The organism is Candidatus Pelagibacter sp. HIMB1782 (assembly GCF_052047475.1).
Taxonomy (GTDB): domain Bacteria; phylum Pseudomonadota; class Alphaproteobacteria; order Pelagibacterales; family Pelagibacteraceae; genus Pelagibacter.
Genome location: NZ_JBNAKE010000002.1, coordinates 473,577 through 493,547 on the forward strand (window position 1 = coordinate 473,577; position 19,971 = coordinate 493,547).

Consider the following 19,971-nt stretch of genomic DNA (forward strand, 5'->3'; position numbering starts at 1 on the left):
TTTACAATTTAAACTGCTATAATAAAAAATGCCTAAGCTTAATGCATTAGTTGCCGGATCTACAGGATATATTGGTGTTCAATTAATCAAGTTATTAATTAACCACAAATATATTAATATTAAATATCTATGTGGAAATTCGTCTGTTGGAAAAAATATTTCTTATTATGATAAATCTCTATCAAAAAAAAAATTACCTAAAATTGTAAAATTTAATCCTAAATTGTTAAATGGTATTGATGTTGTCTTTACAGCTTTACCAAATGGTGAAGCTCAAGATATAGCAAAAAAACTTAATGATAATATTACTCTAATTGATTTAGCAGCAGATTTTAGATTAAAAAAAGTTAATGACTATTTAAAATGGTATAAACAAAAACATCGTGCTCCAAAACTACAGAAGAAAAGCATTTATTGTTTACCCGAAATAAATCGTGATGAATTAAAAAATCACAATATTATTTCATGTCCAGGATGTTATCCAACATCAATATTATTACCTCTTGTTCCGCTAATTAAAAAAAAATTAGTTAAATTAGACAATATAATTATTGATTCAAAATCTGGATATTCTGGTGCCGGTAGAGGAGTTCATAAAAAATATAAAGATAAGAATTTATACGAGTCATTAAGTGCTTATGGTGTTGGTTTTCATAGACATAATTCTGAAATCCATCAATTTCTAAGCAAATTTACAAATAAAAATTTTCAATTTAGTTTTACTCCACATTTATCTCCAATGTTTAGAGGCATATTAAGTACAATTTATTTAGATTTAGAAAAAAATGTTAATCAATCAAAAATCATCAAAACACTTGAGATGTCTTATAAGGGAGAAAATTTTGTTAAAATATTAGATTCTGATAAACTTTTGAGTACAAATGATGTTATCAATACAAACAATTGCTTTATCACAGTGTGTAAATCAAAATATAAAAACAAAATAATCATTATTTCTGCAATAGATAATTTAATCAAAGGTGGAGCAGGTCAGGCTGTTCAAAATTTAAATAATAAATTTAATTTTCCTGAAAGAACTGCTTTAAAATGAAATATTTTTTAATTATTTTTCTAATTTTTTTATGTAATTGCTCTTTAAATAAAGATTCTCAGTATTGGACAGAACATCCTGCTGAAAATAAAAAAAATCAAAAAAAAATAACTGAAATACTTAAAAAGTCAGACGATATAACAAAAATGACATTAGAAGAATATGAGATTTATATAGATGACTATACTAAAAAAAGTAAATATCCAGATATAAGCAAATGAATAATATAGTGAATGTTGCAATTGTTGGACTTGGTCAAGTTGGTAATTATTTATTTAATGAACTAATTGTTAAAAAAAAAGATATTGAACTTAAAACAGGAAAAAGAGTTCATGTAGTAGCTATTTCTGCAAAAAATATAAATAAAAAAAGAAAATATAAAATTAATAGAAAAATTTTTTACAAAAACCCATTTGAAATTTTTAAAAAAGAAAAAGTTGATATATTATTTGAAGTAATTGGACAATCAGATGGGGTTTCTAAAAAATTAGTTGAAACTGCGTTAAAGAATAAAATTCATGTAATAACTCCAAATAAAGCTTTAATTTCAAAACATGGAAATAATTTAGCAAAACTAGCTGAAAAAAATAATGTCAATTTAGAATTCGAAGCATCTGTTGCTGGCGGGATACCGATATTGAGATCTATTAAAGAGGGATTAGCTACAAATAAATTATCTAAAGTTTATGGAATTTTAAACGGTACTTCAAATTATATATTGTCAGAGATGGAAAATTCTGAGCAAAATTTTGCTGATGTTTTGAAAAAAGCTCAAATGCTTGGATATGCCGAACCAGGAAATCCAAAATTAGATTTAAATGGTTTTGATGCATTTGCAAAAGTGAGAATTTTATCCGCTTTGGCTTTTAATAGTAAAATATCAAATAAAAAATGTTTAATGGAAGGAATAGAAAAGATTGATTTAAAAGATATTAAAATTGCAAATCAATTAGATTTAAGAATTAAACTACTGGGTATCTCTGAACTCAAAAATAATCAACTTTTTGAAACTGTTCATCCATGTCTTGTAAGTAAAAAATCATATATTGGTAATGTAAATGGAGTAATGAATGCTGTAATCCTTAATGGCAAACCAGTAGGAGAAAGTGTATTACAAGGGGAGGGTGCTGGACCAGGTCCCACTTCATCATCTTTATTATCTGACTTATTATCTATTTTAAGAGGAAACATTAAAAAGCCATTTGGTGTAAGTGTAAATAACCTTAAAACTTTAAAGACTTACAACGTAAATAATTATGTTAATTCTTTATATTTAAGATTTGAAGTTAAAGATAAACCAGGCGTTTTATCTCAAATAACCAATCGTTTAGCTAAATATAAAATTTCTGTCAAAAGATTAATCCAAACCCCAGATAAAAAAAATAATAAAGCTACCATCGTAATAGTTACTCATAAAACCACAGAATTAAATTGTAATAGCTGTTTATCTATATTTAAAAAAAATAAGAATATCTTAAAATCACCTACGTTAATTAGATTGCTTGATTAATGGAAATATATTTCAAACTTATTGAAGTATTATTTCCTGTTTTTTTTGTTGTTGGGATTGGGTATTACCTTGGTAAGAAAAAACCAGATTTTGATAATTCCTTTATAACTACTTTTGCCTCAAATGTTGGTACACCTGCAATGGTTATATATTCTATTACTTCTACAGGTATAACATTTGAACAATATACCAGTTATTTTATTTATTATTTAATTGCTATTGCTGGTTTTGGTTTAACAGGCATAATTATTTTATATCTATTAAAAACTAAAGATATCATTAGAGAAATCCCAGTATTTCTTCTTCCTAATAATGGAAATATGGGTATTCCTATTTGTCTTTTTGCTTATGGTTCACAAGGTTTAGGAATAGCTGCATCAATATCTTCTCTTATAATTTTACTTCACTTTACATTAGGAGTGTTTCTAGCCGACAGAAAATTTGACTTTAATATTTTAATTAAAAATCCACCTTTTTACGCAATTATATTTTCAGTTACTTTTATTTATTTTGACTTGGAGATGCCTAAGGCAATTATTAATTTAACTGAATTGTTAACATATACAGCAATTGTTTTAATATTAATGTCGTTAGGAATTGCATTAACAAAATTAAAAATTTTTTCTTTCACTAATTCAATAATTGCCTCTATTGGAAGAGTAATCATTGGACCCGTGATTGGCTTTTTAATTATAATTTTTTTCGATCTTTCTGGATTTGGTGCAGGTGTAATTTTAATTCAATCTGCTATGCCAAGTGCTATTTTAAATTATTTAATTGGATCAATGTACTCACCAAAAGAAATAGTAGATAACATCGCTAGCACTATTGTTGTTTCTACATTAATGTCATTTATTACAGTTCCAATAGTCGTATTCTTTGCTTTAAAATACTTCTATTAAGATATATCTTTCAGTTGTGAAGGCTATAATTTTAAATGCATCTGCTTGGATGATTGTCCCTGTTATGGATGCGTTTGCTAAATATTTAAGCTCATCAATGGATGTTTTGCAAATAACATGGGCTAGATATTTTTTTACCGTAGTTTTTACTCTGTCTTTAATGCTTATATTTTACAGACAGTCATTAGTTTGGACTAAAAAACCGGCTCTTCAACTAATAAGAGGTTTGATATTTGTTTTTTCTACGTATTTATTTTTTTATGCAATTTCTGAAATTTCACTCCCCAAAGCTTTAACTTTAGCATTTGTAGCACCAATTTGTGTCACAGCTTTATCTCCATTTTTTTTAAATGAGAAAGTAGGGGTGAAAAGATGGACTGCTGTATCGTTAGGATTTGTTGGTACTTTGATTGTTATTAGACCTGGATTTATTGAACTTAATTTAGCTACTTTAGCTGCTTTAGGTAATGGAATTTGTTATGGTTTTTATCTTATTATAACAAGAAAACTTAGCACTTCAGATAACCCTCTTTTAACCCTTTTGCTTTCAGGTTTAATAGGAACGGTCATTATTAGCTTATTCATGCCTTCTGTATGGGTAAATCCTACTACAAATCAATGGATTTTAATGGCTTTAATCGGCCTTATAGCCTCTGTAGCCCATCTTTTCTTAATTTTATCACTCAAATATGCTGATGCCTCAAAATTAGCTCCTTTGGGCTATACAGAAATCATAACAAACATATTAATTAGCTATTATTTCTTTCATGAATTACCGGATAATTGGACTTATTTAGGTCTTTTTATAATTGTCTTAAGTGGTCTCTATATAACCAGAAGGGAATACATTTTAAAAAGAAGTAATTAATAGTATTTATTTGTATACTAATTATTAATGTTTTACATTAATATATACTTTTAAAATATTGTAATTATTGAATAAATTATTTATATATAAATATAATTAAAATGCATTAATATTTGTTGAAGTAGAGTAATATTTTGGTTTTTTAACTAAAATCATAAATATTAATAGCTTTTTTGGATCACATTAATTTCGAAAAAAATACTAATTTTAGCTAAAACGTTGAAAAATAATTTAAATTGCTAGAAGTGTTTAATTGCAACATTTTTTTACTAATAAAATTCTAAATTGTATCTTTGCATCAAAAATTGTAGGGTAGGTGGCTTAAAAAAGCTGTAAAATAAAGCAAATTTAAGACATTAAAAAAGGGTTGATATCATTGAATAATAGAGCAATGCAGTAATAGAATATGCTCTTTAATCGCCCATAGAGGGTATTTATTTAGTTATATTAGAATATATAGTACAACTGAAGGGTGAATAGTGCTATTTACATGATTATTCATGAAAATCATCTAAAAGTGTTTAATTTCAACACTTTTTTAACCTTAAATGTCAATTTTTTCAGATCTAAGTAAGCGCAGCTTAGTCTTAATTCCGCCTTTTCCTGAGTATCCACCAAGAGATCCGTCAGTCCTAATTACCCTGTGACAAGGTATTTTCGGAGGATATGGGTTTTTCCCAACTGCATTTGCTACCGCTCTATGAGCTTTAGGCTTTCCAATAGCTTTTGCCACCTGAAGGTAAGTTCTTACTTCTCCTTTAGGTATTTTTTTCAAATAATTCCAAACTTTTATCTGAAATTTAGTCCCTTTTAAGTTCATATAATTCAAATCCTGTATTTTTTGCAATTTTATCATATAATTTTTTCGCTGTCTCATTGGAAGAGTGGGTTATCCAACGAATTCCATCCCAATTATTTTCTTTAGATAAGGATTCTATGTATTTTATAAGTTTTTGAGCTATTTTCTGGCCTCTAAAATGTTCATCTACAAATAAATCATCTAAAAATCCAATATATTGACCTTTAATTGGTCTTGGCATTGTTCTGTAATGTGCAATTCCAACAATTTTATCTTCAGTTTCGTAACATATTCCATTCACAACATGATTTTCATCGTGTATCCAACTCCATAAAGTATCTAAAATCTCTTGTTTCATAGGAACTTTGTAAAATTTTGCGTAACCGCAATATAATTTTATCCAATTTTCCTTATCTTTTCTTTTAATTTTTCTAATCATTTACATTAGTTATTTGTATTAAATTATTGTAATAATTATCTTTTTTGGTTTATAAAATTATACAGTTCTTTTATTCCATTACTCGCATTTCTTTGGAACATTGCAGGTATTAATCCATGAATTAAAGCCATAAATCCAACAGTAATCATTTTTGAGCCTACTTTGAACGCTACGCTCATATGTTCTGCATAACTTTCATTAACTGAATAAAGATGTTCTTGTGATTTTTTGATCATAATATTTATAATTATTATATTGACTATTAAATTCTATTAATATATTACTAATGATAATTAATTGTTATCAATAGTAATAATATGAATGAACTGACAACAGACTTAAAATCACTTCATGAGGAAACTTTAAATAACCTTAAAAGCTCAAAGGCAAATAATACTTTAAGAGCTTACAAATCTGATTTTAAAGACTTCGGAACTTTTTGTGCAAAGCATGGATTAAATTCATTACCATCAGAGCCAAAAATAGTTTCCTTATACTTAACCCATCTTTCTAAAAACTCAAAAATAAGCACTTTAAGACGTAGATTAGTGTCAATAAGCATGGTCCATAAGCTTAAAGGGCATTATCTAGATACAAAACATCCAATCATTCTTGAAAATTTAATGGGAATAAGAAGGGTCAAAGGAAGCATTCAGAAAGGCAAAAAACCTATATTAATTAAACATTTAACATCAATTATTAATGCAATAAATGATGAAAAAACTAAGGAAATAAAAAAACTTAGAGACAAATCAATAATCTTAATTGGTTTTGGAGGAGGCTTTAGAAGAACCGAGTTAATTTCAATTGATTATGAGGATTTAGAATTTGTTCCTGAGGGTCTAAAAATAACTATTAAAAGATCAAAAACTGACCAATTTGGAGAAGGAATGACTAAAGGACTACCCTACTTTAATAATGAAATTTACTGTCCTGTTACAAATCTAAAAAAATGGTTAGAAATATCTGAAATTAAATCTGGACCTATTTTTAGAAGATTTTCTAAAGGTTTATCATTAACAGACAAAAGATTAACTGACCAGTCTGTGGTTTTATTAATGAAAGAGTATTTAAAGTTAGCAGGTATTGAAAACAAAAATTTTGCAGGTCATAGTTTAAGGTCGGGTTTTGCAACTGTTGCTGCTGATTCAGGTGCTGATGAGCGTAGCATAATGGCTATGACAGGTCATAAAACAACACAAATGGTCAGAAGATATATAAGAGAGGCAAATATATTTAAAAATAATGCATTAAATAAAATAGAGATCTAAAGTTAAAAATCGAAATTATAAAAATTATTTATATCAAATCTTTTATAGTTAATATTGAAAGGTATCCATCTATCAAGTTCGTTATTAATACTAGGTGAAACTAAATCAATTATGTTTTTTTTAAATGCAGCCGCAGCATGAACAATTAGACCAGAGTGACTACTTACGCATGTATTAGAGTAATATATAAGTGACAATATTTTATTGAGATCAGGGCTTTCAACAATTTGAACATTATTATTGTTTTCTAATTTTGTCTTAAGAAAATTGAAGATTTTATTATTACCTAAATTTGAGGTGATAACTATTTTGTTATTTTTTGATAAAGATAAAATTTTATCATTTAGTAAATTCTGTGTAATTTGTTCAAATGCCTCCCATCGTTGATCTATATGAAATAAAAAATAACTCTCATTAAAATTTGATTGATTAACTGGATTTTTAAATGGCAAATAATGATCTCTCGAAAAAATTTTTATATTTAAATTTTTTAAAAGGTTTAAATATAAACTCAAATAATGATATTTATTATTATCACTTAAATCATAGTTTTCATACGAAATTTCATTTTTATCAAAGAAATTATTTATTAAAAAATTAGGTCTACTTACAGAAATTAATTTATTAAAGAATTTTTTATTTTTAATATATTTAATACATGCCTTGGTATTCGCATTTAGTAATATAGAAGAAATATAGGAATGATTTTTGCCATCTAGTTGTAAAATTAAATCAAAATTATTTTTATTTAAATTTAGATAATTTTTAAACAAAAAAAAAATTAACGGTTTATCGTAAATAATAATATTTAAATCGTTTTTATAATAACTGGCAATTGACTTATTATAATTTGAACAAACGAGTGTAATTTTACATTCTGGATAGTTTTGTTTTAAATTATAAATTACTGCTGATATATTTAATAAATCACCAAGTCGATCTGTTTTAAAAATTAATATATTTTTCATTTACTTTTGATTTAAAACCATATGATTTAAGTAGAGAAATATCAGCAACTAACATTGTTTTTTTATTTTTAACTTTTAAAATTGGTTTTTTTTTGAGTTTTTTTGATAAATATTTTACTATTTTTATTAAAGAATATTCCCTTCCAGAGCCGACATTTATCGTCTTACTTATATTTTTATTAATAATAAATTTAATTATTCTAGATACTTCAGAAACATGAATATAATCTCTTATAGATTTGTCTATTTTAATAGTGTCCCCTTTATTAATTTTTAATTTTATATCTGGTATAAAATAATTTTTTGGTTGATTTGGTCCATAAATATTAAAAAGTCTTAAAATTGTATAATTTTTACAATGTTTTTTAATATAATTTTCAGATCTTAATTTTAGTTTTGCATACATAGTTTTAGGATTGGTTTTTGAGGTCTCTTTTAATTTAGTTTTTGAATAATTGTATACATGACTTGTTGATATAAAGATAAAGTGTGGACTTTTATCTAGTCCCTTATAATAATTAACAATATTTTTAATTGATTTGTAATTAGTGATCAAACATTCAGTTTTATTATTTTCACATTTTAATCTAGATAAACCAGCAAAATTCACTAAATGAGTTATTTTTTTATTTTGTATGAATTTTTTTAATTCATATAAATTGTTAATATCCTTTTTATAAGGATAAATTTTTAAAACTTTTTTATATTTTTGATAAAAACATTTTCCTATAAAACTATTATATCCAGTAATACAAATACTTTTCATCCTTATAAAGAAGAATAAATACTTTCTGTAAGATACTTCAATATTTTTGATGAAATTTTAATGTTATGCAAACCTAAAAAAAAAGCTTTTTTATCAATCAGGTCTGCATTTTGTAAATTAGATCCTGTTTTAATTTTGTATAATTTTATGGATGGTTGTTTTGCAAAATTTCCACTTATAATTGGTCTTGTCATCACACCTTTTCTGCTTAGTTTTTCCATCACACTTAATTTATACTTCTTATCATTTGAATTTAGTATGAATGGAATTCCAAACCATGCTATATTTGAAAATTTTTGGTCTTCAAGTATAGTAAACTGTTGATTATATTTTTTATTTTTTAATAATTCATATTTAATTTTTAAAAAATTATACTTTCTTATTGATAAAATTTTCTTAATTCTTTTAAGTTGCTCTATACCTATTGCAGCATTTATATCTGTAGGTCTTAAATTAAAGCCGGAATTAATAAAGATCCAATTTTTATCTATGTTTCTATATTTATCTGCTATTTTTTTTGATTTTGTTAGATCTTTTGACCATCCATGTGATCTTAGGGATTTAATTATTTCAATATATTTTAAATTTTTTGAACAAACCATACCTCCCTCTCCTGATGTAATATGGTGTGAATAATAAAATGAAAATGATGAAAAATCACCGTATGTACCCAAAAGCTTTTTTTTAAAAGTTGAACCCAATGCTTCACATGTGTCTTCAATAAGAATTATTTTATTTTTTTTGCAAATTTTTGATAATTTTTCCATATCTGTACAGTTGCCAAGAGCATGTACCAACATAAGAGCTTTTGTTTTTTTTGAAATTTTCTTATTTAAATCAGATAAACTTATATTTAATGTATTTAAATCAATGTCGACAAATTTCACTTTAAGTCCACTTTGAATAATTGGCCATAAGGAAGTAGACCAACATATAGCAGGAACCAATACCTCGTCTCCAGGTTTAAGTTTTTTAACCATTGGATTAATTAAGCACTGAAAAATAAGTAAATTAGCTGAAGAACCAGAATTCACCATTAGGGAGTTCATATTAACTATTTTATTTTTAAAATAATTTTCAATATCTTTTGTTTTTTGTCCCATTGTAATTTTTTTTGAATTAATGACTTTTATTGCAGCTTTCAAATCTGCCTTTTCAAGAACACTTTCTGTAAGGGGATAAACTATTTTAACCATTTAGTTCGCTATTAATCATATCATCAACTAACTTATCAAATGAATATTTTGGTTTCCATTTAAGTAATCTTTTCGCTTTAGCGAAGTCTCCTATCAAATCATCTACCTCTGTTTCTCTAAAATATTTATTATCTATTTTAATGATTGTCTTTTTATTTATTTTGTTAATGCCAATTTCTTTTAATCCATTATTCTTCCAGATAAGTTTGATATTTAATTTTTTAGCACAAATATTAATAAAATCCTTTACTGAATGAGAGGTTTTAGTTGCAATTACAAAATCATCAGGATTTTTATATTGTAATATTTTCCACATAGATTCCACATAATCTTTAGCATGTCCCCAGTCTCTTCTGGAATATAAGTTTCCTAAAGTTAAAGTTTTCTGTCTACCTTGTTTAATTCTAACTAAGCCTTGCACAATTTTTTTTGTAACGAAATTAACTCCTCTTCGTGGTGACTCATGATTAAACAAAATACCATTACAAGCATGCAGGCCATAAGCTTCACGATAATGAATAACACTGTGATATGCAAAAACTTTGGAGATGGCGTAAACTGATCTTGGTTGAAATAAAGTTTTCTCATTTTGAGGAGGTTTTGATTTACCAAACATCTCAGAACTTGATGCCTGATAAAATTTGATTTTTTTCCTTTTATAATGACGAATTATTTCTAATAATCTTAAAGGACCCAATGCATTAACATCTGAAGTGTACTCAGGTATTTGAAAAGATATTTTTACATGACTTTGTGCAGCTAAATTATATATTTCATCAGGATTAATTTGATTTATAATTCTATTTAATGAGCCTACATCTGAAAGATCTCCATGATGCATAATCAGGTGTTGATTGTTAAAATTTACACTATCAAAAATATGATCAATTCTACTTGTATTAGGAGTGGAAGTTCTTCTTTTAATTCCATGAACTTGATATTTTTTACTTATTAAAAATTCTGCTAAGTATGAACCATCTTGTCCTGTAATTCCAAGAATCAACGCTTTTTTTTTCATTTCTTTAAGTAACACAATTTATCATCAAAAGAAAATTCTAAATTAAATTGTCCGGCTAAACTTTTTAATTCTTTATGAGATAAAACATTTTCTTTATTTCCCTCTACTTCTTTTAATTTAAAATGAAAAAAATTTCTAAAATTAAAAGACAATTTTGGTTTAAGAGTTTTGTACCAAATCATTCCGTTTTGAGAAGTTATTAGTGTTCCTTTTTTATTTAGTTTATGAAATAAATTTTCCATATAAAAATCAAATGAAACTTGACAACAACTATATGATTTTAAGTTTGTATCCACTATTAAATCAAAACTCATGTGGTTTAATTCTTCCTTAAAATTTAAAGAATATTTATCACATAAAAGAACTTTATAATTTGGCAATCCTAAAGAATAAGCCAAATCAATTTCTTTCTGCGAAATAGTAATTCCAAATATTTGATTTTTAAAAAATTTTTTGGCAAAAAAGGAGTTTCCTATACCAATATGTAGTATAGATTTGGATCTTAAATCATAAGATTTTTCTAAAAAATTAATTATTTCAAATTCGTCTGATGTGATTTCCCTATCTTCCCAATAAGTATAATTATGATCTAGGTAATTTGTTCTTGAACAATTACAATTATAATTCATTTTTTTTGTATTTTATATCCTCGTAAAATGTGCTTAGTTTTAGGAACATTTTCAAGTTAGAAAAATTTTTTCCCATATCAATTCTAGGAATTAAATGAACGTCATGGATATATGTATTGTATCTAGATCTATTTGTAGTTAATGCTCGGTCATAAAATTTTTTAACATAACTATAAACTTTCTCATTAACTTTGCCATATGGGTAACAAAAAATATTACTTTTATTGTTAAACTTGTCTTCTAGTATTTTTTTTGAAAAATCTAACTCATTAATAAGGTGGTTCTCAGATATATTAGTTAAATCTGAGTGATAATGAGAATGAGAACCAATTGACATACCATTTGATATCCATTCATTTATATCAGTTTCATTCATTAATTCTTTTTTTTTATAGTTAATTTTTTTTTTATCCCAAATATTAAAATCACCAATAAAATTAGTGACTAAAAAACAAGTAGCCTTAAAATTATATTGTTTTAAGATTGGTAGAGCGTTGTAAATTATATCTTTATATCCATCATCAAAAGTTATTATAATTGTCTTATTTTCTTTTTTATCAATTTCATTAAAATTTATACTTTTGAACCCCCTTTTTTTTAAATATTTTAATTGATTTTCAAAAAAATTAACATTTAATGAAATTGGTGAATTAACATCACTTATAGAATGATATGATAATACAGGTATTTTCATGTGTTAATTATATAATTTTTTCCCAAAAATATTTTTTATTTACACCAAAAGTTTTTTTAATCAAAAAATCAGCTACAATTTTTGAGTTAAAATATTTAAAATATTTATCTCTTCCTTTTTTTGCTATTTTTGATCTCGCATAATTATCATTTGAGTATTTAATAATTTTTTCTGATAAATCTGATAAATTCTTATATGTAACAATTTCATCTTTTTTAAAAAAATTGCCAATTTTTGTTTTTTCATCAATCATCACAAGCAAACCATTTCCTAAAAGTTGTGATAACCTATCACTACTATAAAAATTTGAGGATTTTCCTTGACTTAGGTTTATACCTATTTTGTTTTGAGATAAACTTTTTAAAAAATCATCTGACCAAATTGGTTGACTACCATTAAATCCAAAGCAATCAAATTTTATATTAGGGGTAATATCTATTAGTTTATTAATAAAATATTCTCTAGCGTCGACCTTACCCTTTTTAAGGACCCCTCTATGAACTCCATGACTCATTGCAAAAAAAACGTCACTTTTAAAATATTTATTTTTATAAACCTCTAGATTTTCGAGAGATTGATCTACACAATTAGGCATGTAATAAACATTATTCAATTTTGAAAAATTTAAAGCTTTAGGATCCGTTGTGCAAAAATTTGCATCCATCAGTTCAATTTTTTTAATAAATCTATCCTTATTTTTTATCCATTCACCATCCATTCTATCAAGGAACCACTGACAAAGTTTAGTATTAGGATAATTTTTTTTTATAAATTTAATAGTTTCATTATCAATTAGATCTGCATGACCAAAGACAATTAGATCTGGAATGTAATTGCTAATAATTTCTAATAATTTTTCATTTAATTTTTTTGATCCTTTGAAATCATTTAGATTTCTTGAGTAACTGACAATATCTCTATCGCTAAGTTCAAGTACACTGTGATTTAGTCTTATAAAACCATTGTTTATTCTTCTGCCTGAGTTGTAAAATAACCTTCCATTATGTCTCTCATTAAAATTTGTAACATGAAGAATTTTTAAATTATTTAGATTTGTAAGCTTAAATTTATTTAAATTTTTTATAGTAAAATTGTTTATTCTACATTCATCAATCTTTTTTGATATATGATTATTTGTTAAAGAAAAGTTTTTGATAGATTCACTTTGGAGTTTTTTTAATAGATTTTGATTAAGTATCAAATTTTCTATCTCCTTGAAAAGAGAATTCACTGACAAATTTTTTAATATTATTCCATTAGTAATTGTTTCTGGTAAACCACCTCTGTTAGAAATTATTACACCACATCCTCTACTTGATGCTTCTAAGCTAGTTCTACCAAATGGCTCATTCCATCTAGAACAAACTACAGCAATACTGGTTTTTTCAAAATTTAGTAAAACTTCTTTATGATTTTTAAAGCCCAAAACGTTTAAATTATTATGACTAAAACTAAACTCTTCTCTAGGTTCGTCACCTATAACATTTGCACTCCAGTCTGGATATTTATTTAATATTTTAATTATTGCTTTTCCAAAAATATCATATCCTTTAGCTGAATTTAATTTACCAACAAAAGATATTAATTTTTCCTTTTTACTTAAATTTACATTTTTTTTATTTATTGATTGATGAATCACTATTAACTTTTGTGATTTTTTGTACTTGCTTGGAAGATTTGTTAAAAATTGATTTTTTGACCAATAACTATTGAAAATAATTTTTGTACATAATTCTATTAATTTTATTTTTTCTGTCTCAGTTTTTGACCCCAACATAGTGTTTGGATCGTTATGAAAATATAGAAATATTTTTTTATTTAATTTTTCTATTTGAAAAGCATAATTTGGCCTGTTGTGAATTTCTATAAGATCGACATTTGATTTTTGTGTCTTTATAAAATTATTAATGTACTGCTTTGTTTGACTGGCAAATATACCTTTTTTGAGTGATATATTTTCATAATTTTTAGTTAGATAAGATTTATAATCAGTTGAACCATAAATTTTAGTTGTTTTTTTAAATTTACTAATTTTTACCATTGATGAAACAAACAATGAAACTGCACCAGGATATTCGGGAGAATAATTTTCTTTATATGGTAGTAATATAGATATTTTCATTAACAAATTTTTCTAAAATTATTTTTCTTTTTTTTCTATTTTTTTTTAATTTATATTCAAATGACATTGCTTCATTTTTTGTTTTAAATCTTTTTTTATAAATTAATATCCATTTATGACCTTTTGTGGATTTGGCACCTTTGTTTGAATTATGCTTAATTAATCTATTTTTAATGTTATTAGTATAACCAACATATGTTTTATTAAATCCTGTTGTAGTGGATTTTAACATATATACATAAAAATACATATTTATGGCGGTCCCTAGGGGAATCGAACCCCTCTTTCGAGGATGAAAACCACGTGTCCTAACCGATAGACGAAGGGACCGGAAGCTGCTTTTTATTGTAAAAAAGATAATTAATCAAGCTTCTCGTATTATTTTTTGATTTAATTTTACAACCTTTTTAAGGTTCGATTGTTTATGTGTCACTAAAGTTTCTGAAATAAATTTGTCTTCTTCAATTTTAATACCTGTAACTAAATCACCTGAGGTAATACCAGTTGCACAAAAAACCGAGTCACCTTTAACAATTTCAGCTAAATCATATTTTTTTGTAAGATCATTTATTCCCATATCTTTAGCTCTTTTTTTGTCTTTATCTGTATCAAATAAAAATCTACCTTGAAAACCACAATCAAAAGCATCTAATGCAGCAGCAGCCAAGACTCCTTCAGGTCCACCTCCTGTTCCTAAAAAAATATCAACTGAGTATTTTTCATCGGTTACTAATAGTGCTCCAGATACATCTCCATCAGATATAAATTTAATTTTAACTTTTAAATCTCTTAATTCATTAATAATTTTATTATGTCTTGGTCTTTCCAAGATACATGCAGTTAAATTATCTGGTTTTTTATTTAAGTATTCACTTAAATTAAAGATATTTTTTTTAACTGAATAATCTAGATCAACAACGTTTTTTTCTTTTACTTTAGTAGAAATTTTTTCCATGTATGTTTCTGGTGCTTTAAATAGATTATCTTTTTCTGCAATTGCAATTACTGATAAGGCCCCCGGAAGGTTGTTTGCTGCAAAATTAGTTCCCTCTAATGGATCAACAGCTATATCAAGCTCTGGACCATTATTGGTTCCTAGTTTTTCTCCTATGTATAACATGGGAGCCTCATCCAACTCTCCTTCACCAATAACTATTTGACCTTTTATATCCATTTTGTTTAATTCAGATCTCATAGAGTCTACAGCCGCTTTATCTGCTGCAATTTTATCTTTCTTACCAACAAAATAGGATGATGCTATTGCAGCCTTTGAAGTTACTTGAATGAATTGATCTATAAATTTTTTATTAATGGCCATTAGGCTTTTTTATCAATTATATCTTCTTGTATAATTTTGGATTCAAATTCTCTTAATCGTTTATATACACTAGCAAGTTCAATTATAGTTGGCCAAGCTTTTAATATATATTGCATTGAACCCTCTACTCTACCAAAAGCTCTAATTATCTGTTGCATCACACCAAGCGTAACTGCTCCAGCTACAATTGCTGGTGCTAAAAAAACATATGCAGATAATACATTTGCCTGCAAATAAGCTATTCTTCCAATATTAAAATATAAATATCTTACGTAACTTAGAAAGTGAATACTTCTAACTCCATCAAATAATTCTTCAATAGTTTTTGGACGAATAGTTCCATCATCCTCAGCAATTACAAGTATCTTTCTATAAGCTGCCTCTTTTTTTTGAAGATCATATTCAACACCCACTAATCTTAAAACTAATCCAAGAAAAATTAAAAATATAGTTCCACCTACTGACCAAATTAAAGCACCTACTATTAATCCATAATCCCAATCACCAAAGAAAAATATTGGAATTCCAACACTTAAACCAAATAAAATTGGCATAAACTCTATAAGTATCATCAAAGCTTCAATTAAACTTGTTCCAAGCGATTCCATTATTCTTGAAAATTTAATAGTATCCTCTTGAACCCTTTGTGCAGCTCCTTCAATTTTCCGAGCTTTGTCATAAACACTATGATACCATTCAACCATAGCAGTTCTCCATCTAAACAAATAGTGTGATGTGAAAAAACTAACAACAACGGCTACACCAACGTATAAAGCAGCCAAAGTTATGAAAGATAACAAGCTTGACCAATACTCTTCAATAGTAATTGAATTTGGTGCTCCCAAAGCTTTTTGGATCATGTCATAGAATTGACCAAACCATTCATTGATTTTTACATCAATTTTAACTTGTATCCACAGTGATGATAAAATTACTGCTGAACCGATCCATGACCACCACAACCAATGCTTTTGAGTAAAAAACCTAAACATTTTTTATTTTAAAAAATTATCGGCGTAAGATTTTTTTACTGTTTTTCTTTTTCTAGGTTCAATTAATTCAAATTCTATTTTCTTTTTTTTTGCATAATTGATTGCAAGTTCTTTTGACGAAAACTCTAATTTTAATTCCGAATAAGTATCCGATGAACTTTCCCAACCCATTAATGGGTTCTTTGTTGGATCTTTAGTTTTAAATTCTAATATCCATTTGTCATTTTTAGCTAAACCTGATTGCATTGGGTTTTTGTTTGGAATGTAAATAATTGCTTTTTTCATAAAGATGGTCGGAGTGGCAGGATTCGAACCTGCGACCCTCTGGTCCCAAACCAGATGCGCTACCAGGCTGCGCTACACTCCGTTCGATGTACTAATACAGGAGTTATTGATAATTTCAATGAATAAAGAAGTCTAAATTAAAAGAATTTTGAGTAAAATCTGTTATATACAAGACATGATAATTACTTGTCCTTGCGAAAAGAAACAATTCAAAATTGATAGTTCGTTAATTCCCAGTGAAGGACGTGAGCTTCAATGTGGATCATGTGAAAGAGTTTGGTTTTACAAACCACAAAATGAAAGTGAAACTTCATTAAAGTTAAATAATAATATTACTACAAATAAAACAGAACAAAATAATGAGGTAAAAGAAAAAAATTTAGAAATTAGCAAACCATCAGAACAAGAAAAAATAATCTATGCTAAAATAAAAACAGAAAACTTAAAAACTGTTGAAAAGTCTGTAGATAAAAAATTTAAATTATTTTCTTATTTGATGGTTTTGATTATATCTTTTGTTGCTCTAATAATCTTAGTTGATACGCTTAAAACTCCACTAATTAATGTATTTCCTGGTTTAGAAGTAATATTATTTAACCTTTTTGAAACATTGCAAGATATAAAACTATTTATTATAGACCTGATTTAATATTTTATGATTAATTACATATCAAAACCTTTCAGATGGTTCTTTAAATTAGAGGCTGCAAGTGGACTTGTTTTATTGTTTGCTGCAATAATTGCATTATTTATAAGCAACTCGGGTCTTGCGGATTTATATTTTACTACATTAAATAAATATTTATTTATAGGTATTAATAATTTTGGTCTAAAATTATCTGTATTACATTGGATCAACGACGCCTTGATGGCTATATTCTTTTTCTTTGTCACATTAGAAATAAAAAGAGAATTTCTTCAAGGTGAACTTTCAAATATTAAACAGGCTTTACTGCCAATAATAGCTGCTGTAGGAGGAATGTTAGTTCCTGCATTATTTTACGTTTTTATTAATTTGGGCGATAGCGAAACGTTAAATGGATGGGCAATTCCATCAGCCACAGATATAGCTTTTTCTTTAGGAGTTTTGTCATTACTTGGAAAAAGAGTTCCTTTATCTTTAAAAGTATTTTTAACAGCTTTAGCCATAATCGATGATTTAGGAGCAATAGTAATAATTGCTCTTTTCTACTCTGGAGATTTAAGCATTAAGTATTTAGCATTAATGTTGTTAGCTTTTATTGTTTTGTTGTTAATAAATAAATTTAATATCAAAAAATTCTTACCTTATTTGGTAGTTGGACTTTTCCTTTGGGATTTTACTCACAACTCAGGTATCCACGCTACGATTGCTGGTGTTTTATTAGCTATGACAATCCCACATAGAAAAAAGGATAAAGATTTTTCTTTATTAATAAAAATAGAACACGCTATTAGTCCTTATGTTGCTTTTGGAATAATGCCTTTATTTGCATTTGCGAATGCAGGTGTTTCTCTTGAGGGTTTATCTTTTGCTTCTTTGTTGGATAAGGTTCCACTAGGTATTGTTCTTGGTTTATTCTTGGGTAAACAACTTGGTGTTTTTATATTCTCATATGTATCAATAAAATTAAAAATTGCTCAAATGCCAAACGATACGAGTTGGTATAATTTTTATGGAGTTGGAGTTCTTACTGGTATTGGTTTTACAATGAGTTTGTTTGTAGGAAATTTAGCTTTCGTTGAAAACATGCAATATATGGATGGTGTAAAAATAGGTGTTTTGACTGGTTCATTACTATCCACTTTATTTGGTTATTTTTTAATATTACTTACTCCAAATAAACCCAAAAAATGAGAAAAGTAATATATGTACTTTCTATAGTTATGTTTTTTTTTAAAACCTCAGCAACAACAAACTATGAAAAAAAGTTTTATGATTTCACAATTGAAAGCATAACTGGTGAAACAATAAACCTAAATGACTACAAAGATAAAGTTATCCTGGTAGTTAATACAGCTAGTTTTTGTGGTTTTACTAAACAATATGATGAATTACAGGAATTATGGGATTTATATAAAGATAAAGGTTTAGTTGTTCTTGGAGTCCCGTCAAATTCCTTTAATCAAGAAAAAAAAAATAATGCTGATGTAAAAGAGTTTTGTGAAGTAAATTTCAATATCAATTTTCCACTAACAACTATCACAGAAGTTAAAGGAGAAAATGCTCATGAACTTTTCAAGTGGGCAAAAAATAATCATGGTAAATCTGCTGTTCCAAAATGGAATTTTCATAAAATTTTAATTAATAAAGAAGGAAAAGTTGAAGATACATTTGCATCTTTTACTAAACCAATGTCAAAAAAGTTGATTAAATCAATTGAAAATATTTTATAGTTCTAAAGTTAAACCATCATGAGCAGGTGAAACATTCTTAGGTAATAACTTTTTAAGTACTTTATAATCTAAAACTGGTGATAAATTTGTAAGAATAGCTTTTTTGGGATTGAACATTTTGATTATATTAAGTGAACTTTCCAAGTTGAAATGTGAAGGATGAAAATTGTACCACAAACAATCAATTATTAAAAATTTCAAGTTTTTAAAATATTTGAAATCCTTTTTAAAAATTTTACTTACATCACTGATATAAGCTAATTTTTTATCAATAATAAAACAATTTGAATTTACTTTGCCATGCTCAACTGTAATAGATTGAATATTAATTTTTTTATTCTTATTTCTTGTATAAATATTTTTTGGCAATTTATTTAAATTTAATGTTGCTGGATATTCTTTTGAGTAACTTTTGAAAATGTAGGAAAATGAATTTTTAAGATATTTGGATGTATCTATATCTGCATAAACATTAATTTGTTTTCTACTATTTATATAAAAAGATCTTAAATCATTAATTCCATGAGTTTGATCTCCATGCATATGAGAAAAAAGAACTTTATTTATTTTTTTAATTTTATGTCTTAAAAGTTGTTCTCTTAAATCTGGAGAAGTATCTATTAGTATATTTTCATCAGTAGTTTTCAATAAAGCTGAGCATCTTGTTCTGTAATTTTTTTTATTATTTGGGTCACAATTTCCAAAAAAACCATCTGGTCTTGGCACACCCATTGAACTACCACAGCCTAAAATAATAAATTTCATAT

Annotated in this window: 24 protein-coding genes and 2 tRNA genes; 9 read left to right on the plus strand and 17 right to left on the minus strand. The window is 26.3% G+C overall.

All coding sequences use genetic code 11. The annotated features are described in order from the left end of the window. The first annotated feature begins 28 nt into the window (after positions 1-28). The 5 genes from argC to ACTTAO_RS07175 are packed head-to-tail and all read left to right on the plus strand — an operon-like array spanning position 29 to position 4,331. Positions 29-1,051 (plus strand): N-acetyl-gamma-glutamyl-phosphate reductase, encoded by a 1,023-nt coding sequence (gene argC, locus ACTTAO_RS07155; protein ID WP_440691653.1) that lies wholly within the window; start codon positions 29-31, stop codon positions 1,049-1,051. Continuing rightward, a complete protein-coding gene (locus ACTTAO_RS07160; protein WP_440691655.1) occupies positions 1,048-1,272 on the plus strand; it encodes a hypothetical protein in 225 nt (74 codons plus the stop codon). The genes argC and ACTTAO_RS07160 overlap by 4 nt, the downstream gene beginning before the upstream one ends. Beyond that, positions 1,269-2,561 (plus strand): homoserine dehydrogenase, encoded by a 1,293-nt coding sequence (locus ACTTAO_RS07165; protein WP_440691656.1) that lies wholly within the window; start codon positions 1,269-1,271, stop codon positions 2,559-2,561. Before ACTTAO_RS07160 ends, ACTTAO_RS07165 begins: the two co-directional genes overlap by 4 nt. Then, positions 2,561-3,463, plus strand: a complete 903-nt coding sequence (locus tag ACTTAO_RS07170; RefSeq protein ID WP_440633391.1) for an AEC family transporter — start codon at positions 2,561-2,563, stop codon at positions 3,461-3,463. The genes ACTTAO_RS07165 and ACTTAO_RS07170 overlap by 1 nt, the downstream gene beginning before the upstream one ends. Before the next feature lie 16 nt (positions 3,464-3,479). Beyond that, entirely contained in the window at positions 3,480-4,331 is an 852-nt protein-coding gene (locus tag ACTTAO_RS07175; protein WP_440676338.1) for a DMT family transporter, read from the plus strand. A 544-nt stretch (positions 4,332-4,875) separates the two neighbouring features. Here ACTTAO_RS07175 and ACTTAO_RS07180 read toward each other — a convergent pair. The 3 genes from ACTTAO_RS07180 to ACTTAO_RS07190 are packed head-to-tail and all read right to left on the minus strand — an operon-like array spanning position 4,876 to position 5,805. Then, positions 4,876-5,151 (minus strand): methylated-DNA--[protein]-cysteine S-methyltransferase, encoded by a 276-nt coding sequence (locus ACTTAO_RS07180; RefSeq protein ID WP_440649062.1) that lies wholly within the window; start codon positions 5,149-5,151, stop codon positions 4,876-4,878. Beyond that, entirely contained in the window at positions 5,132-5,569 is a 438-nt protein-coding gene (locus ACTTAO_RS07185) for an N-acetyltransferase family protein (RefSeq protein ID WP_440691658.1), read from the minus strand. The genes ACTTAO_RS07180 and ACTTAO_RS07185 overlap by 20 nt, the downstream gene beginning before the upstream one ends. A gap of 35 nt (positions 5,570-5,604) precedes the next feature. Continuing rightward, the gene (locus ACTTAO_RS07190; RefSeq protein ID WP_440691660.1) at positions 5,605-5,805 is read right to left on the minus strand and encodes a DUF6356 family protein; all 201 of its coding nucleotides are present in this window, start codon (positions 5,803-5,805) and stop codon (positions 5,605-5,607) included. Between the two features lie 81 nt (positions 5,806-5,886). Here ACTTAO_RS07190 and ACTTAO_RS07195 point away from each other — a divergent pair, with 81 nt between their 5' ends. Further along, positions 5,887-6,840 (plus strand): site-specific integrase, encoded by a 954-nt coding sequence (locus tag ACTTAO_RS07195; RefSeq protein ID WP_440691662.1) that lies wholly within the window; start codon positions 5,887-5,889, stop codon positions 6,838-6,840. Positions 6,841-6,842: 2 nt separating this feature from the next. Here the strand turns inward: ACTTAO_RS07195 and ACTTAO_RS07200 are convergent, their stop codons facing one another. From ACTTAO_RS07200 to ACTTAO_RS07260, 13 genes are all read right to left on the minus strand, one after another. Then, positions 6,843-7,808, minus strand: a complete 966-nt coding sequence (locus tag ACTTAO_RS07200; RefSeq protein WP_440691664.1) for a glycosyltransferase family 9 protein — start codon at positions 7,806-7,808, stop codon at positions 6,843-6,845. Then, positions 7,786-8,574, minus strand: a complete 789-nt coding sequence (locus tag ACTTAO_RS07205; protein WP_440691666.1) for an NAD-dependent epimerase/dehydratase family protein — start codon at positions 8,572-8,574, stop codon at positions 7,786-7,788. Before ACTTAO_RS07205 ends, ACTTAO_RS07200 begins: the two co-directional genes overlap by 23 nt. 2 nt (positions 8,575-8,576) lie before the next feature. Then, positions 8,577-9,770, minus strand: a complete 1,194-nt coding sequence (locus tag ACTTAO_RS07210) for a DegT/DnrJ/EryC1/StrS family aminotransferase (protein WP_440691668.1) — start codon at positions 9,768-9,770, stop codon at positions 8,577-8,579. After that, positions 9,763-10,788 carry a GDP-mannose 4,6-dehydratase gene (gene gmd, locus ACTTAO_RS07215; protein ID WP_440691670.1) on the minus strand — a complete coding sequence of 342 codons (1,026 nt, stop codon included), beginning with the start codon at positions 10,786-10,788 and terminating at the stop codon, positions 9,763-9,765. Before gmd ends, ACTTAO_RS07210 begins: the two co-directional genes overlap by 8 nt. Next, positions 10,785-11,417 carry a hypothetical protein gene (locus tag ACTTAO_RS07220; protein WP_440691672.1) on the minus strand — a complete coding sequence of 211 codons (633 nt, stop codon included), beginning with the start codon at positions 11,415-11,417 and terminating at the stop codon, positions 10,785-10,787. Before ACTTAO_RS07220 ends, gmd begins: the two co-directional genes overlap by 4 nt. After that, positions 11,407-12,111 (minus strand): polysaccharide deacetylase family protein, encoded by a 705-nt coding sequence (locus ACTTAO_RS07225; protein WP_440691674.1) that lies wholly within the window; start codon positions 12,109-12,111, stop codon positions 11,407-11,409. Before ACTTAO_RS07225 ends, ACTTAO_RS07220 begins: the two co-directional genes overlap by 11 nt. Before the next feature lie 7 nt (positions 12,112-12,118). Continuing rightward, on the minus strand, positions 12,119-14,233 hold the full coding sequence (locus ACTTAO_RS07230) for a glycosyltransferase (RefSeq protein WP_440691676.1): 2,115 nt from the start codon (positions 14,231-14,233) through the stop codon (positions 12,119-12,121). After that, positions 14,205-14,483, minus strand: a complete 279-nt coding sequence (locus tag ACTTAO_RS07235; RefSeq protein ID WP_440691678.1) for a GIY-YIG nuclease family protein — start codon at positions 14,481-14,483, stop codon at positions 14,205-14,207. Before ACTTAO_RS07235 ends, ACTTAO_RS07230 begins: the two co-directional genes overlap by 29 nt. A 5-nt stretch (positions 14,484-14,488) precedes the next feature. Next, positions 14,489-14,563: transfer RNA gene (locus tag ACTTAO_RS07240), tRNA-Glu, on the minus strand. Positions 14,564-14,597: 34 nt separating this feature from the next. Further along, entirely contained in the window at positions 14,598-15,551 is a 954-nt protein-coding gene (glpX, locus tag ACTTAO_RS07245; RefSeq protein WP_440691680.1) for a class II fructose-bisphosphatase, read from the minus strand. Then, positions 15,551-16,543, minus strand: coding sequence for a putative transporter (locus tag ACTTAO_RS07250; protein WP_440691681.1), 993 nt, complete (start codon positions 16,541-16,543; stop codon positions 15,551-15,553). Before ACTTAO_RS07250 ends, glpX begins: the two co-directional genes overlap by 1 nt. 3 nt (positions 16,544-16,546) lie before the next feature. Further along, a complete protein-coding gene (locus ACTTAO_RS07255; RefSeq protein ID WP_440614362.1) occupies positions 16,547-16,828 on the minus strand; it encodes an ETC complex I subunit in 282 nt (93 codons plus the stop codon). Between the two features lie 5 nt (positions 16,829-16,833). Then, positions 16,834-16,910, minus strand: a tRNA-Pro gene (locus ACTTAO_RS07260). A 66-nt stretch (positions 16,911-16,976) separates the two neighbouring features. On the opposite strand from ACTTAO_RS07260, the gene ACTTAO_RS07265 reads away from it, so the two are divergent. Genes ACTTAO_RS07265 through ACTTAO_RS07275 form a run of 3 tightly spaced genes read left to right on the plus strand, consistent with a single transcriptional unit; the run spans position 16,977 to position 19,204 of the window. Then, the gene (locus tag ACTTAO_RS07265) at positions 16,977-17,477 is read left to right on the plus strand and encodes a zinc-ribbon domain-containing protein (RefSeq protein WP_440691683.1); all 501 of its coding nucleotides are present in this window, start codon (positions 16,977-16,979) and stop codon (positions 17,475-17,477) included. Positions 17,478-17,483: 6 nt separating this feature from the next. Continuing rightward, entirely contained in the window at positions 17,484-18,665 is a 1,182-nt protein-coding gene (nhaA, locus tag ACTTAO_RS07270; RefSeq protein ID WP_440691685.1) for a Na+/H+ antiporter NhaA, read from the plus strand. Then, positions 18,662-19,204 carry a glutathione peroxidase gene (locus tag ACTTAO_RS07275; RefSeq protein ID WP_440691686.1) on the plus strand — a complete coding sequence of 181 codons (543 nt, stop codon included), beginning with the start codon at positions 18,662-18,664 and terminating at the stop codon, positions 19,202-19,204. Before nhaA ends, ACTTAO_RS07275 begins: the two co-directional genes overlap by 4 nt. Here the strand turns inward: ACTTAO_RS07275 and ACTTAO_RS07280 are convergent. Continuing rightward, positions 19,199-19,969, minus strand: coding sequence for an MBL fold metallo-hydrolase (locus tag ACTTAO_RS07280; RefSeq protein ID WP_440691687.1), 771 nt, complete (start codon positions 19,967-19,969; stop codon positions 19,199-19,201). The genes ACTTAO_RS07275 and ACTTAO_RS07280 overlap by 6 nt on opposite strands. Positions 19,970-19,971 lie beyond the last annotated feature (2 nt).